Origin of the sequence: Halomonas sp. AOP22-C1-8, from assembly GCF_052378905.1 — a bacterium.
GTDB lineage: Bacteria > Pseudomonadota > Gammaproteobacteria > Pseudomonadales > Halomonadaceae > Vreelandella > Vreelandella citrativorans.
The window spans coordinates 44193-59146 of sequence record NZ_JBQSYD010000009.1 but is presented as its reverse complement, the minus strand read 5'-3'; the positions used below and the strand labels follow the sequence as shown (position 1 = coordinate 59146).

At 53.5% G+C, this 14954-nt stretch carries 17 protein-coding genes; 14 read left to right on the top strand and 3 right to left on the bottom strand.

What is annotated here, in order from left to right:
* Positions 1–12 precede the first annotated feature (12 nt).
* Genes thiD through ACT3TY_RS06880 form a run of 3 tightly spaced genes read right to left on the bottom strand, consistent with a single transcriptional unit; the run spans position 13 to position 3089 of the window.
* A complete protein-coding gene (gene thiD / locus ACT3TY_RS06890) occupies positions 13–822 on the bottom strand; it encodes a bifunctional hydroxymethylpyrimidine kinase/phosphomethylpyrimidine kinase (RefSeq protein ID WP_172118734.1) in 810 nt (269 codons plus the stop codon).
* Positions 822–1253 (bottom strand): protoporphyrinogen oxidase HemJ, encoded by a 432-nt coding sequence (hemJ, locus tag ACT3TY_RS06885; RefSeq protein ID WP_087107012.1) that lies wholly within the window; start codon positions 1251–1253, stop codon positions 822–824. The genes thiD and hemJ overlap by 1 nt, the downstream gene beginning before the upstream one ends.
* A gap of 9 nt (positions 1254–1262) precedes the next feature.
* Positions 1263–3089, bottom strand: coding sequence for a chloride channel protein (locus ACT3TY_RS06880; RefSeq protein ID WP_441678659.1), 1827 nt, complete (start codon positions 3087–3089; stop codon positions 1263–1265).
* Between the two features lie 134 nt (positions 3090–3223).
* On the opposite strand from ACT3TY_RS06880, the gene argC reads away from it, so the two are divergent.
* The 14 genes from argC to ACT3TY_RS06810 all read left to right on the top strand — a co-directional run bounded on the left by argC (position 3224) and on the right by ACT3TY_RS06810 (position 14941).
* Positions 3224–4258, top strand: coding sequence for an N-acetyl-gamma-glutamyl-phosphate reductase (gene argC / locus ACT3TY_RS06875; protein WP_441678657.1), 1035 nt, complete (start codon positions 3224–3226; stop codon positions 4256–4258).
* Between the two features lie 103 nt (positions 4259–4361).
* Positions 4362–4715 carry an iron-sulfur cluster insertion protein ErpA gene (gene erpA / locus ACT3TY_RS06870; RefSeq protein ID WP_172118731.1) on the top strand — a complete coding sequence of 118 codons (354 nt, stop codon included), beginning with the start codon at positions 4362–4364 and terminating at the stop codon, positions 4713–4715.
* A 155-nt stretch (positions 4716–4870) separates the two neighbouring features.
* A complete protein-coding gene (locus tag ACT3TY_RS06865; RefSeq protein WP_172118730.1) occupies positions 4871–5638 on the top strand; it encodes a transporter substrate-binding domain-containing protein in 768 nt (255 codons plus the stop codon).
* A gap of 103 nt (positions 5639–5741) precedes the next feature.
* The gene (locus ACT3TY_RS06860; protein ID WP_444627740.1) at positions 5742–6410 is read left to right on the top strand and encodes an amino acid ABC transporter permease; all 669 of its coding nucleotides are present in this window, start codon (positions 5742–5744) and stop codon (positions 6408–6410) included.
* Between the two features lie 14 nt (positions 6411–6424).
* Complete coding sequence (locus ACT3TY_RS06855) at positions 6425–7195, top strand: amino acid ABC transporter ATP-binding protein (protein WP_444627739.1); 771 nt, start codon at positions 6425–6427, stop codon at positions 7193–7195.
* A gap of 594 nt (positions 7196–7789) precedes the next feature.
* Positions 7790–9694: a tRNA uridine-5-carboxymethylaminomethyl(34) synthesis enzyme MnmG gene (mnmG, locus tag ACT3TY_RS06850; protein ID WP_444627738.1), complete on the top strand. Its 1905-nt coding sequence runs from the start codon at positions 7790–7792 to the stop codon at positions 9692–9694.
* On the top strand, positions 9691–10371 hold the full coding sequence (gene rsmG, locus ACT3TY_RS06845) for a 16S rRNA (guanine(527)-N(7))-methyltransferase RsmG (RefSeq protein WP_444627736.1): 681 nt from the start codon (positions 9691–9693) through the stop codon (positions 10369–10371). The genes mnmG and rsmG overlap by 4 nt, the downstream gene beginning before the upstream one ends.
* Entirely contained in the window at positions 10372–11139 is a 768-nt protein-coding gene (locus tag ACT3TY_RS06840) for a ParA family protein (protein WP_192526779.1), read from the top strand.
* Positions 11140–11166: 27 nt separating this feature from the next.
* Positions 11167–12096 carry a ParB/RepB/Spo0J family partition protein gene (locus tag ACT3TY_RS06835; protein WP_444627734.1) on the top strand — a complete coding sequence of 310 codons (930 nt, stop codon included), beginning with the start codon at positions 11167–11169 and terminating at the stop codon, positions 12094–12096.
* 207 nt (positions 12097–12303) lie between these two features.
* Entirely contained in the window at positions 12304–12702 is a 399-nt protein-coding gene (locus tag ACT3TY_RS06830; protein WP_444627733.1) for an ATP synthase subunit I, read from the top strand.
* Positions 12703–12714: 12 nt separating this feature from the next.
* On the top strand, positions 12715–13542 hold the full coding sequence (gene atpB, locus ACT3TY_RS06825) for a F0F1 ATP synthase subunit A (protein WP_444622525.1): 828 nt from the start codon (positions 12715–12717) through the stop codon (positions 13540–13542).
* A gap of 76 nt (positions 13543–13618) precedes the next feature.
* On the top strand, positions 13619–13846 hold the full coding sequence (gene atpE / locus ACT3TY_RS06820; protein ID WP_444622526.1) for a F0F1 ATP synthase subunit C: 228 nt from the start codon (positions 13619–13621) through the stop codon (positions 13844–13846).
* A gap of 76 nt (positions 13847–13922) precedes the next feature.
* Positions 13923–14393, top strand: a complete 471-nt coding sequence (locus tag ACT3TY_RS06815) for a F0F1 ATP synthase subunit B (protein ID WP_444627732.1) — start codon at positions 13923–13925, stop codon at positions 14391–14393.
* An 11-nt stretch (positions 14394–14404) separates the two neighbouring features.
* Complete coding sequence (locus ACT3TY_RS06810; protein WP_444627731.1) at positions 14405–14941, top strand: F0F1 ATP synthase subunit delta; 537 nt, start codon at positions 14405–14407, stop codon at positions 14939–14941.
* Positions 14942–14954: the final 13 nt, after the last annotated feature.

Sequence of the window (14954 nt, the reverse complement as noted above, 5' to 3'; positions counted from 1 at the left end):
GCGCGAATAAAATCAAAAGCGAACCGGCCGTGGCAAGCGATTAGGTAAACACTGCCCGCTAGGCGGCTGATACCCATGAGACAGACTCTCCCAGGTAAAGTGCTGGGCCTGTTCACAGGCCGTCGGCAAACGCTCACCGGCGGCCAGGCGTGCCGCAATGGCAGATGCCAAGGTGCAGCCTGAACCGTGAAACCGTTCCGGCAGACGTGGCCACTGCCATTGGCGCGTGGTATCCGGCGAGTGCAGTGTATTAACAACCTGCTGCTCGTTACCTGGAACAGGCTCATCGGTCGCGGTTACTAAAATAGCCTGGCAACCCTGGGATAAAAGTGCGACGGCGCGCGCCGTATCATCCAGGGGGCCGTCAATCTCTGGAGTGAGCTGCTTAAGCTCATAACGGTTGGGCGTTAAGATATCCACAAGCGGTAGCAGGCGAGCCGCATAGAGGCGTTGCAATTGGGGTGTGGATAACTCAGTACCGCCACCGGCTTTAAGTACTGGGTCGGCCACAACCGGGATGCCTGGGAAACGGCGAATAATCTGCTCGGCTGCTCTTAGCGTTGCTTCATCTGCCAACAGGCCCAGCTTGATCGCAGCAACCTGCATCCCGCTAAGCGCCTCTGCCATTTGGCGCATCAACGCGGGGTCGGCCGGAACGACATGGCTCACGTTATGGCAGTTTTGCACCGTTAACGCGGTGGGAATCGTCACTGCCCAACCGCCACAGGCGGCAATGGCTTCGCTATCTGCCACTAAACCCGCTCCGCCCGTCGGGTCATGGCCCGCCAGTACTAAAACAACCGGTGAAAGAGGTTGGCGCATCAAAAAGGTTTCACAACGGCAAGTAGAATAATCGCCACTAGCGCAATCACCGGCGCTTCGTTGAACCAGCGAAAGAACGTGTGGCTTTTCGTGCAGCGATCCTGGGCAAACTGTTTTAAATAAATCAGACAGACGTGATGATAGGCGATCAGCAGTACCACAAAGGTGAGTTTAACGTGCATCCAGCCTTGGCTGAACCAGCCGGGCACCAGATACAGCATCGCCCCGCCAAAGATAAGCACCAGTATCATGGAAGGCGTCATGATGCCGCGATAAAGCTTACGCTCCATGGTTTTGAAATAGGCGATAGCTTGATCGTCGCCTTTATCTCGTGCCATGGCGTGATACACATACAGCCGCGGCAAATAAAACAGGGCGGCAAACCAGGTCACCATGGTCATTAAATGCAGGGCCTTCAACCATAGATACATTGTCTCTCCTTATACGGGCGAATCATTCGCTTTCGGGTCAGTACGGGTATTTGGGTCAGCGTCGGTATTGGGGTCAGAATAGTAATAATAACGTTCAATGGCACCACGGGTGATGATACCTGAAATTCGCTGCCGCTTTGGCCGATAACCGTGCACTACATAAAGCGCGCCCAAGGCATCGTCTTGAAGCTTTACAAACGCCTCTGACAGGGTGGCCTGTAGGCCAATCGGCGCAAGTTCCAGGCGCTGGCCCGGAATTTCCAGTAAATCGACGGATTCATTATCGGGAGGAGCATCGCCATCAAGCGCTTCATCGTGCTCCAAAAGCCACCGCGCCAGCGCCGACGCTTTTAACGCCAGTACCGATTTTTCTTCATTTGAACGCTCAATAATCAGCCAGACAGGATTGGTTTCCAGTAGTTTACGTGCCTGCTCAAACGTCACCTTGCGCTCAGTACGTACCAGGCTTCGCTCCATCACCGCAGGCACCGACACGCGGGAAAGCGCCTGCATTAACGGCTGTTGAAGCGGGTGCAGCCCATAACGTACGGAACTAATAAAAAATCCTTCGCAGCCGGTAAGCTGGCGAGACGTCAGGCAGGCAACCACCACCACCAACATACCCGGCAACATGACATGCGGCGTATGAGTAAGCTCCAACAGCGCCATTAACGCCGCAAGCGGCGCTTGCAGCACCGCCCCCATCATGGCCGCCATGCCTAACATGGCGTAAATGCCTGGGTCTGACGCTTTATCAGGCCATAGCCAGCCACCCAAAATACCGCCCAGCACGCCTGTCGCAGCACCAATCACCAGCGTGGGGCCAATAATCCCGATGGGTACGCTACCTGATACGGTCAGGGCGGTAATCAAAAGCTTGGCAATCATCAGCGCCAGCAACACGTTAATGTCCAATTGATTATTAAGCGCCGCCGCCACACTATCGTAGCCAATTCCCTGAACCTGCGGAAACCACCATGCCACCACCCCGGTCGCCACCCCCACACAAGCCAAACGAAGCCACAACGGCCATGCCTGCATGCGTTTGTTACGTGAAATATGAATAAATAGCCCCGCCAATAGCCCGACCACAAAGCCGAGTACGATGACCCACGGTAAATTCATGAGCGAGCCCAGCACGACCTCGGGGATACGAAAAGCCGGCTCATTGCCATACACCATCTGCGCAATGAGCGCCGCCATCGTAGAGGCTAAAATCACCGGCATAAAGCTCATCAGGGTATACTCCATCATGACGACTTCCATGGCGAAGATAACCCCGGCAACCGGTGTATTGAACGACGCAGAAATCCCCGCCGCCGTCCCACAGGCAACCAAAACGCGCAGGCTGTTATTGGGTAACCGAAGCTTGACTCCCAACCCGCTTGACGCGGCAGCGCCTAAATGAATAGCCGGGCCTTCCCTCCCAGCAGAGAGCCCACCAAGAACCGACACCACCCCCACCCACCATTGATTCAGCCAGTTTCGCATTGGGAAGCGGCCCTGGTGATAAGAGAGGCGCTCAATAACGTGCCCTACTCCCATCTTTTGGGCAGCGGCTTTTTGCCGATAAAGCAGCAGCCCCAGCACGCTAACGGCAATAATAGGCAGCAGTGAGCGCAGCCACGGAGGCAGTCCTTCAAATCCTTCCGGGTTTCCATCCGGCATATAAAACACCGCCCCCGCTTCGAGCAGTAGCCGGAAGGCGACCATCGCCGCCCCCGTAATGATCCCCGACACTAACCCCAATACGCACAGCTGAGGCAGCGCATCAACATGGGCCAACTGGCGTCGAAACCCCTCGAGGGTGAAATCTGATCGGGAAAAACGCGCCACGACGACCTTCCTTTACGCATGTAGTGTAGTTCTCTTGTGTATCATAGCCCGATACGCTTCGACAGCCTGCGCCAATCTGTTTAGGCTGTTAATTATTACCCTGTCTCGAATGTGCAACGTGTAAGGAGTCGTTTGTGATTAAGGTCGGAATTGTCGGCGGTACCGGTTATACCGGCGTTGAGCTACTGCGGTTACTCGCCCATCACCCCCATGTCAGCGTTGAAGCCATTACCTCGCGCTCGGAAGCCGGCGTCAAGGTATGCGATATGTATCCCAATCTGCGCGGCCACTACGACACATTGACGTTCAGTGAACCCGATGCAAAGCAGTTAGGCGATATGGATGCGGTATTTTTCGCCACTCCCCACGGTGTTGCCCACGCTTTGGCTGGCGAGCTTTTGGACAAAGGCACCCGCATTATCGACCTGTCGGCTGACTTCCGCCTGCGTGATGTCAAGGTATGGAGCCAGTGGTACGGCCAACCTCACGGTGCGCCTTCGCTACTTGAAGAAGCGGTCTATGGCCTGCCCGAGATGCACCGCGAAAAAATCAAAACGGCGCGCCTGGTGGCCGTGCCAGGCTGCTATCCAACCTCTGTGCAGCTAGGCTACCTGCCGCTGCTGGAAGCCGGGCTGGTTGATCCTCAACAGCTGATTGCTGACTGCAAGTCAGGTGTGACGGGGGCAGGCCGAGGGGCCAAGGTGCCTTCACTACTGGCAGAAGCCAGTGAATCTTTCAAAGCTTACGGCGCCTCAGGGCATCGTCATTTGCCCGAAATCCGCCAGGGCCTTGGTGATATGCAGGCGCACCCGGTGGGGCTGACCTTCGTTCCTCATTTAACACCGATGATACGGGGCATTCACGCCACGCTCTATAGTCAGCTCACCACCTCAGTGGATGACCTTCAGGCGCTGTTTGAAAAACGTTATGCAAGCGAACCCTTTGTTGATGTGATGCCTGCGGGTAGCCATCCTGAAACGCGCAGCGTTAAAGGCATCAACACCTGCCGTCTGGCCGTGCATCGTCCGGAAAATAGCAACACCGTCGTCGTGTTATCGGTCATTGATAACCTGGTGAAAGGCGCCTCGGGCCAAGCCATTCAAAACCTCAATCTGATGTTTGGGTTCGAGGAGAGCATGGGCTTGACCGCTCCTGCCTTGATGCCATAAGCCACGTACAAAATCCCGGCAATAGTTGACCCTTTTGCTGGGAATTATCCATAATCATCTTCCAATGCTGATTATTCGTTCTTAAAGCTCGCGGGAGGTACCCATGAGCGGTGCAGAAGCTTTTGTTCCAACCCCTTTAATGCTGTCCGATAGCGCACGTAAACGTATCCGTGCCCTAATGGATGAAGAAAATAACCCTGCGCTAAAACTGCGCGTCTATGTCACCGGCGGTGGCTGTTCAGGTTTTCAGTACGGCTTCGATTTTGCCGATACGGTCGCCGAAGACGATACGCTCATTGAATTTGGCACGGCGACCCTGGTGGTCGACCCTCTCTCCTACCAGTATCTGGTTGGCTCGACGGTGGATTACGAAGAAGGCCTCGCTGGCGCACGCTTTCGCATTCAAAACCCCAATGCCACCACCACCTGCGGCTGCGGCGCCTCTTTTATGGTGTAGGCGCTTATAACGCTAGCAAAGCGTTGGTACCCATGACTTGACGCCTTGGTGGTTTCTCGCCAAGGTTAAAAGGTCAACAATTGCTCTAACGCGGTGTGAAGAGAACGTCGTCTCTTCTTTTCACCGCTTCAGCGCTATAAAACATGGGGAAACCAATGAAAACCATACTAACGACAACTGCTATCGCTTCCTCCATCGCTCTGGGTTTAAGCGGCGCCTCTGTCGCCATGGCCCAAACGCCTTCTGTTAATGTCGCAACCGACCCAAGCTTTGTTCCTTTTGAAATGATGGATTCAGAAACCGGCGAGATGATCGGTTTCGATATGGATATTATCAATGCCGTTGCCGAGCGTGCCGGTTTTGAGGTCAATCTCACCACCATGGAATTTTCGGGCATTATTCCCGCCGTGCAAACCGGCAGTCAGGAAATTGCCATCGCAGGCACGACCATCACCGAAGAGCGTGCGCAGGTCGTTGACTTCTCTGACCCCTACTACGATTCCGGTCTACAGATTATCGTTCGTGCCAACAACGAAGACATCTCTTCATTGGAAGACCTCCAGGGCCTGACCATCGGTACCAAGATCGGCTCGACAAGCTACGACTTCCTCCAGCAAGAGCTGGGTGAAGGCGCTGACATCACGCCCTATCCAGGCACCGCCGACATGTACATGGCTCTGCTGGGCCGCAACGTAGACGCCGTGCTGTATGACGCCCCTAATGTTGCTTACTTCTCCCAAACCCGCGGCGAAGGACGTACCAAAGTGGTGGGACCGCTTTATGAAGGCCAGCAGTATGGCATTGTGTTCCATAAGGGCAGCGAATGGGTAGAACCCACCAATGAAGCCCTGGCCGCCATGCGTGAAGACGGCACTTACGACGAAATCTACAAAAAATGGTTCGGTGAAGCCACCAGCGAGTAACCCAGCGGCGCTATAGAGTTAACAGCTAATTTATCACAGGGCCGGGCGGCTACCCTCCCGGCCCTGTGACGTTATACGTCGCGTGTTTTTTTGGAGATAAGGCGTGGATTTCGATTTTCAATTTGATTGGGCAGCCGCGTTTGCGTCGATCCCTTACCTGCTGCCTGGCATCCCCTGGACGCTGCTAATCTCATTTGGCGGTCTGGCGATCGGCTTTTTCATCGGTATTTTCTTTGGCCTGCTGCGTATTAGTCCGATCCGCTGGCTACGCTGGGTTGCCCTTTGCTACATAGAAGTATTCCGCGGTACGCCTATCCTCGTGCAGGTGCTGTTTATCTTCTACGGCCTGCCCCAGCTACTGGGCAGTCCTATCAATGCGCTGGTCGCAGGCATTGCCGCTATTGCGGTTAACTCGGGTGCGTATATTTCTGAAATTGTGCGTGGCGGCGTGCAATCCATTGAGCGTGGCCAGCGTGAAGCATCCCTCTCGTTAGGGCTTTCGCGCGCTCAGGCATTTCGCTATGTGATTTGGCCCCAGGCGTTGCGTCGTATGATTCCTCCGCTTGGCAATCAGGCCATTATCAGCATTAAAGATACCTCACTATTTTCAGTCATTGGGGTCAGCGAACTGGTACGCCAGGGGCAAATCTATATCGCGACAACCTTCACCGCCCTGGAGGTCTACTTTATGGTTGCGGTGATGTATCTGGCGATTACCTGGACCCTCTCCATTCTTCTGCGCCTGCTGGAGCGCAGAGGCATCGCAGGCTGATAAGGAAACGTACAATGACCGATATCGTGTCACCCACAACGCCCTCCATTGTGCGTATGCAAAAGCTGAATAAACATTTTGGCAGCCTGCACGTACTCAATGATATCGACCTTGACATTATCCCCGGTGAAGTCGTCGTCATTATTGGCGCAAGCGGGTCCGGTAAATCCACGCTGATTCGCTGCATCAATGGGCTGGAAGAGTTTCAGTCGGGCATGCTGGAAGTAGATGGCAATACGCTAACGCCTAACGGCAAGAGCAGTAAGGCACTACAAACCATCCGTACAGAAGTCGGTATGGTGTTTCAGCAGTTCAATCTATTTCCCCACCTTAGCGTGATCGATAACATCACGCTGGCGCCCATGAAGGTACGTGGCTGGAACCGCGACGACGCAGTGGCAACCGCAAAACGCCTGCTGGATAGGGTCGGTATTGCCGACCAGGCCGATAAGTACCCCAGTCAGCTCTCAGGAGGTCAGCAGCAGCGTGTTGCCCTTGCCCGTGCCTTGGCCATGGAGCCTCGGCTTATGCTGTTTGACGAGCCTACCTCGGCGCTTGATCCCGAAATGATTGGTGAAGTGCTGGACGCCATGCGTGAGCTGGCTAAAGAGGGCATGACCATGGTGATCGTCACGCATGAAATGGGGTTTGCCCGTGAAGTAGCCGATCGCGCTATCTTTATCCATAAAGGTGTCATTGCCGAGCAAGGAGCGCCACAACAGCTCTTCGATTCGCCTCAGCATGAACGCACTCAATCGTTTCTTGCCCGGGTGCTTAAACACTAATCTTTAGCACTCACCTTAAGCACGAATACCTGCAAAATTACCCGCTTAAAAGCGTTTTTTATGGCCTGTCCTTGCGACAGGCCATTTTTTTCCCCTGTGGATAATTTTTTTATTCTATAACTCTACAACATGCCACAGCACCCATAGTGAGCGCCTTTAAGGGTTGCCAGACACTGCTTTTTTGGTGTGTTCACAGGTGCGGTAACAACGTCGGTATGAGCAGGTGGATAAGACGTGGTTTTGTGGTGCTGTGGGTAAGTAGCACTTCCATCCACAGGGCCTGCACCGTTTCTACTCAGGTAATACGCTGCTTAACCACGCAAATACCAACATTTTAACAAGTTGAATTTTATAAATATAATTGGGTTATGCACAGAAACTGTCCACACTAATAATTACAGCATTAACAGAACTTCTCTTATTTATTTATATATTGTTATTAATAAATAGTGACTGGGCGTGTGAGATGTGGAAAAACCTGACGGTTACCCACAGGGGGTTTATACTGGCGGGCTTGTTTAACTACGCCGACACGTCTGAAACTGACGAAACGGCCACATCATTCGTGCCAATTGGCGCAAGACGAGGTGTCTCTTGAATTACCCCGACCGCTTTGACGTGATTGTCATCGGCGGTGGCCATGCGGGAACTGAAGCCGCACTGGCCTCTGCTCGTATGGGCTGTCAGACCCTACTGCTCACACACAACATCGAGACCTTGGGTCAGATGTCGTGTAACCCTGCCATTGGCGGCATTGGCAAAAGCCATCTGGTGAAAGAGATCGATGCGCTAGGCGGGGCGATGGGGCTTGCCACGGATTTAGGCGGCATTCAGTTCCGGGTGTTAAACGCTCGAAAAGGGCCGGCAGTACGTGCCACACGTGCTCAAGCAGACCGCGTTCGCTACAAAGCAGCGATCCGCGGCATGCTGGAAAACCAGCCAAATTTAACGATTTTCCAGCAGGCAGCTGGTGATCTGATTGTGGATAACGATACGGTTCGTGGCGTCGTGACGGAGACCGGTATTCGTTTTTATGCCGAGTCCGTTGTGCTGTCGACGGGTACGTTTTTAGGTGGTGTTATACACATCGGCTTGGATCAAAGTCGCGGCGGTCGAGCTGGTGATCCACCCTCGAATGCCTTGGCTGAGCGTCTGCGTGCCTTGCCGTTTCGGGTTGACCGGCTCAAAACCGGCACGCCACCGCGCATTGATGCCAAAAGCGTGGATTTCTCCCAGCTTGAAGAACAGCCTGGCGATACGCCAACACCGGTCATGTCCTACCTTGGTTCGCGGGATATGCACCCTCAGCAAGTCAGCTGTCATATTGCGCACACCAATGAGCGCACGCATGAGCTGATTCTGGCGAATCTTGATCGCTCACCGATGTACTCCGGCGTGATCGAAGGCGTGGGTCCGCGCTACTGCCCATCAATTGAAGACAAGGTTCATCGCTTTGCCGATAAATCGAGCCATCAGGTCTTTATTGAACCGGAAGGCCTGGATACCCATGAGCTGTATCCCAACGGTATCTCGACCTCGCTGCCCTTTGATGTGCAACTGCAGGTAGTGCGCTCGATTAAAGGGCTGGAGAACGCGCATATCACGCGGCCAGGTTATGCCATTGAGTACGATTTCTTTAATCCGCGGGATTTAAAACACTCACTGGAAACCAAATTTATCCACAACCTGTTTTTTGCCGGGCAGATCAACGGCACGACAGGTTATGAGGAAGCCGGCGCTCAAGGCCTGCTGGCCGGGCTCAACGCCGCGCGGCGTGCCATGCAGCAGGATGCCTGGTACCCACGTCGTGACGAGGCCTATCTTGGCGTGCTGGTGGACGACCTGATCACGATGGGCACCAAAGAGCCTTACCGTATGTTTACTTCCAGGGCGGAATACCGATTATTGCTGCGTGAAGATAACGCCGACCTGAGGTTGACTGAAAAAGGCCGTGAGTTAGGCTTGGTGAATGACCAGCGCTGGACGGCATTTAGTAAAAAGCGCGAAGCCATTGCGCTGGAGACCGCGCGTTTAGCCAGTGTTTGGATTCAGCCAAGCAGCCCGGCTGCTGCAAAAATTGCTGAAAAAACCGGCAAACCGCTCTCCCGCGAGTATCGTTTGAGCGATCTTCTCAAGCGCCCAGAGCTAAATTATGCGGACCTTGCTGAACTGCCGGGTCTGGAAAGCGGCGTTATCAATGACGAAGCCGTTGCCGAACAGGTACAGATACAGGCGAAGTACGAAGGCTATATCGAACGTCAACAGTATGAAATTGATAAGCTTAAGCGCCATGAAGCAATGCCACTTCCCGCCGACCTGGATTACCAGCGGGTGGAAGGGCTCTCCAATGAGATTCGTCAGAAGCTGACCGACGTGCGGCCTGAAACGCTGGCCCAGGCGGCGCGTATTTCAGGCGTAACACCGGCCGCAGTGTCTATTTTGCTGGTGCATCTTAAAAAGCGTCGTCTGATCGCCTCACCCGAGGTGGCTAACGGATGAGCGGATTAACAGTGTTGGTAAGCAGCCTGCCTGCGAGCGTCGCTGCTCGACTCGATAATGGGTTAGCGCAGCTCGGCTTAAAGGTAACGGCAAGCCAGCGTGAACAGCTGCTTGGGTTTGTCGCCCTATTGCACAAGTGGAACAAGGCTTATAACCTCACGGCTGTTCGCGATATTGATGATATGGTGGCACGTCACGTACTGGATAGTGCGGCTGTCGCGCCTTATGTGCATGGCCCCAGATTGCTGGATGTGGGGGCGGGGCCAGGCCTTCCTGGTATCGTGCTGGCCATCCTTGATCCGGCGCTGTCCGTTACGCTGTTGGATAGTAATGGTAAAAAAGTCCGTTTTCAGCGTCAGGCTATCATGGAGCTTGGGCTAAAAAACGTGGTTGCAAGCCAGGCGCGGGTGGAGACGTTTAGTGACCAGCCGTTTGATCAGGTAATTTCACGCGCGTTCGCAAGCCTGGTGGACTTTGTCACCCTGACCCGTGAACTACCCACAGCGAACGGACAGTGGTTGGCCATGAAAGGCCCAGGTGCTGATGATGAGTTGCGTGAACTGCCCAGCGGCATCCGACTGCAAACACGTCACCTGCTAAACGTGCCCTTCGATACAGCCGAGCGGCAGCTGTTGATTCTGAACGTTGATTCTGAACCCCAGGAAGGAGTTGAGTAAGTGAGCCAGATCATTGCCCTGACCAATCAAAAAGGCGGCGTGGGCAAGACCACCTCAGCCGTTAACCTGGCGGCCAGCCTTGCTGCTCTTGATCGTCGAGTGCTGTTGGTGGACCTTGATCCTCAAGGGCACGCCAGCATGGGCAGTGGTATTGATAAACACGAACTCGATAAAAGCGTTCTGGATGTACTGCTCGGCGATGCAACAGCCACCGATACCATCGTGCGCGATCTGCCGGTCAAATATGATGTTCTGCCGGGTAACGGTGACTTGACCGCTGCGGAAGTCGAGTTGCTGGATCTTGATAAGCGCGAAAGCTGCCTGACTACGGCGCTTGGCTCGGTTGCTGGGAAGTACGATGTGGTGCTGATTGACTGCCCACCTTCGCTCAACATGCTGACCGTTAATGCGCTGACCGCAGCGGATAGCGTGCTTATTCCGCTGCAGTGCGAGTTTTACGCGCTGGAAGGACTGTCAGCGTTGCTGGATACCGTTGAACAGATCAAGCAAAGCGTTAATCCTGATTTGGCGATTGCGGGTATTCTGCGCACCATGTACGACAAGCGCACCAGCCTAACGCGGGAAGTGGACAAGCAGCTGCGAGACTTCTTTGGCGATGCGCTGATCAAGACGACGATCCCGCGCAACGTCAAAGTGGCTGAAGCGCCAAGCCACGGAATACCCGTGACGCAATATGCCCGCTTCTCACGCGGCAGCCAGGCGTACCGCGTACTGGCAAAAGAGATGATTCGTCGGTTATCGCTATAACGTATTGATTAGTACGAGGGAAAGCGAATGACGCGTAAACGCGCGCTAGGACGTGGCCTGGATGCCCTAATTGGTGCGGGCGCTCGTCGCCGTGACAGCCTGGAACTTACCGGTAGCTCTACGTCGGAAGCCCATGATGAGGTGTCATCCGTGGTGGTGGCCTCGGATGTGGCTCCTGAGCGTTTGGAGCGCCTTCCGCTTGGCCAATTAACCCGTGGCAAGTATCAGCCGCGGCGTGATATCCAGCCAGAAGCGCTTGAAGAGCTTGCCGATTCTATACGTGCCCAGGGCGTTATGCAGCCTATTGTGGTGCGTCCTATTGGCGAAGATCGCTATGAAATTATTGCTGGTGAGCGGCGCTGGCGTGCAGCGCAGCTGGCCGAGCTCGACGTTATCCCCGCGGTTATTCGTGAGGTAAGTGACGAAGTTGCCTTGGCACTGGCGCTGATTGAAAATATTCAGCGTGAAAACCTCAATGCCATCGAAGAAGCGATAGCGCTTAAACGGTTGGGTGATGAGTTTGAATTAACCCAGCAGCAGATTGCTGACGCGGTCGGTAAATCCCGCACTCAGGTCGCCAACTTACTGCGCTTGCTGGCGCTGGATCCAGAAGTCCAAACGCTTCTAGAGCGAGGTGACCTGGATATGGGCCATGCACGTGCGTTGCTATCACTTAACAGCGTTCAGCAGCGCCAAGTGGCTCATGAAGTGGTAAATAACGATCTCACCGTGCGGTCCACCGAAGCATTGGTTAAAAAGGTACAGGCCAGCCAAAGCGTTGAAAAAACGCCAAGCCGGCCAAATAAAACGGCGGATGTCTCGCGTCTAGAAACACAGCTAGGGGAACTGCTTGGCGCACCCGTTTCAATTGACCATGGTAATCGGGGGAAAGGCAAAGTGACCATCCGTTATACAAGCCTTGATGAACTCGACGGAATACTGGCGCATATTAAATAGGCTGCTTATTAATTAAATAGCAGGCTTATTAAGAAAACGTTAAAAAGCAGCTGATTTTCACCCTTTGGTCACAAGTTGCCCCCTAAATACGTTAAATACGAGCAACTTCGGTTGAAGGTGTGATAGCGCTTCCCTATAATCGCGCAAGATTTGTGCAGGTTGCTTATCAACAGCCTAAGCAACCATTCGCTGGCAGGGTGCTGGGCAATGGTAGAACGTATTGAAACCCAGCGCAGGAAGGCGTATGTCATCCGGCTTTTTACCGCACAGCTAATCGTGACGGTAGTCGGCATGTTGATGGTCTACCCTATAGCGCGCATGCCGGGCGTTTTCTCCGTGGTAACAGGTGCGCTGGTGGCCTTGCTACCCCATGCTTTTTTTATACAGCGAATGGGCATATTGCACAGTAAGCGAACATCGCGCAGCGCTGTTCATTTGTTTCGTGCCGAAGGAGGCAAGTTTGGTTTGACGGTGGCACTGTTTAGCGCAGTGTTCGTAGTAGTGCCCCCCTCAAACCCCGCTTTCTTTTTTAGTGCTTATGTGGCGATTGTTCTGATGCATGGGCTAACGCCGTTGTTTATGCGCAGACATCGCACACTTTATTGAGGTGATATCTCTATGGCCGCAGGAAACGAAGTCTCGACGACTTATTATATCCAGCACCACTTGCAGAACCTGACCTTTGGGCATCACCCGGTGAATGGTTGGTCGCTGGCGCATTCAGCTCAAGAAGCGAGCGAAATGGGCTTCTGGGCGATCCATTTGGATACCATGGGCTGGTCAATCGCTATGGGGGTACTGTTCATCTGGCTGTTTCGCAAAGCCGGAAAAATGGCTACAACCGGTGTGCCAGGCGGCCTGCAAAATGCCGTTGAGATGGTATTCGAGTTTATAGAAAGCATGGTTCGAGGCGCATTCAAAGGACATAACCCGTTGATTGCTCCACTGGCGTTGACGCTGTTCGTGTGGATTTTATTCATGAACACGCTAAAAATTATTCCGGTCGACTACTTTCCCGTGCTGTTTAGCAAGCTCGGTGTGGATTACATGAAAATTGTACCGACAACCGATGTAAACGCTACGCTGGGTTTGGCATTGGGTGTTTTCGGTCTGATTCTTTATTACAGCATCAAAGTAAAAGGTATCGGTGGCTTCGCTAAAGAGCTCTCACTGACACCGTTTAATCATTGGGCGCTGATTCCTTTTAACCTGTTACTGGAAATCGTTGCGTTGCTGGTTAAGCCGTTTAGCCTGGCGATGCGTCTGTTTGGAAACATGTTTGCGGGTGAAGTTATTTTTATCCTCATCGCGATGCTGCCATTCTGGGCAATCTGGGTGCTGGATGTACCGTGGGCGATTTTCCATATTCTGATTGTTACGCTGCAAGCGTTCATTTTTACCGTACTGACGATCGTGTACCTGAGTTCAGCACACGAACATCACTAAGCGGCTTACTGATAGCAAGAAATAAACCTTTAACATCAACCCTTAACCTTAACCTTGAAAAACCAGGAGCACTACCATGGAACTTATCTACATTGCTGCCTCTATCATGATCGGTATGGGCGCCTTGGGTACTGGCATCGGCTTTGCCATTTTGGGCGGCAAACTGATTGAATCCACCGCGCGTCAGCCGGAACTGGGCGACCAGCTGCAAACCAAAACCTTCCTGATGGCAGGTCTGTTGGATGCTGTGCCGATGATCGGTGTTGGTATTGCGATGTACCTGATCTTCGTTGTTGCCGGTTAATGCAGCTTAACCGGGCGATCAAACGCTCGGTTTTGTTTCACTCCGGTCGCCACGAACTTGTCAGAGGTACATCCCTGTGAATATCAACATGACGCTTATCGGGCAGACGATCGCCTTCGCGATCTTTGTCTGGTTTTGCATAAAGTACGTGTGGCCTCCGATCAGCAACGCGCTTAACGAGCGTCAGAAAAAAATTGCTGATGGCTTGGATGCAGCCAGCCGTGCTACCCGTGATCTTGAGCTAGCACAAGAGCGGGCAGAACAGACGCTGCGTGAGAGCAAGGAACAAGCTTCTCAAATCATTGAGCAGGCCAACAAGCGCTCTACTCAAATGATTGAAGAAGCCCGCGAGCAGGCCCGCGCGGAAGGTGAACGTCTCATAGCGGGCGCACGTTCTGAAATCGAACTTGAAGTAAATCGCGCGAAAGAAGAGTTACGTGCCCAGGTGTCTCATCTGGCCATCATCGGCGCTGAGCGTGTTTTGGAAGCTTCTGTCGATGAAAATGCGCATCGTGAGCTGCTTGATAAGCTGGCTGCCGAACTGTAAGGAGGTGAATTATGGCGGAACTACTTACCGTCGCTCGTCCTTACGCTAAGGCGGCGTTTGAACACGCGCGTGATAATGATGTGCTTGATAGCTGGTCACAGGCGCTGGGTTTTTTGGGCACTGTTGTGGCCGATAGCGACGCTCGACGTCTGCTGGGTAGCCCCAAAATCGAGAATGCAAAGAAAGTTGCCCTTCTGGTTGAGATGCTTCCAGAACCGCAGGGCGATGCACTGTCTCGCTTTTTGGAGGCTGTGGCTGACCAGGACCGTTTAATGGTTCTGCCTTTTATCGCTGAACAGTTTGAGCGCCTGCGCGCTGAACATGAGCAGCGTATAGAGGTAATGGTAACGTCAGCGTATAAACTGACAGCCGCACAAAAGACCAAGCTATCTAACGCGCTCAAGAAACGTCTGAATCGCGAAATCTCCATTACTACTCAGGTAGATAAGTCGCTCATCGGTGGTGTCATCCTGCGTGCTGGCGATACCGTCATTGACGGGTCGGTACGTGGTCGACTGAACCGCCTTTCCGAAGCGCTAACCGCTTGAGTCTGAGGGACAT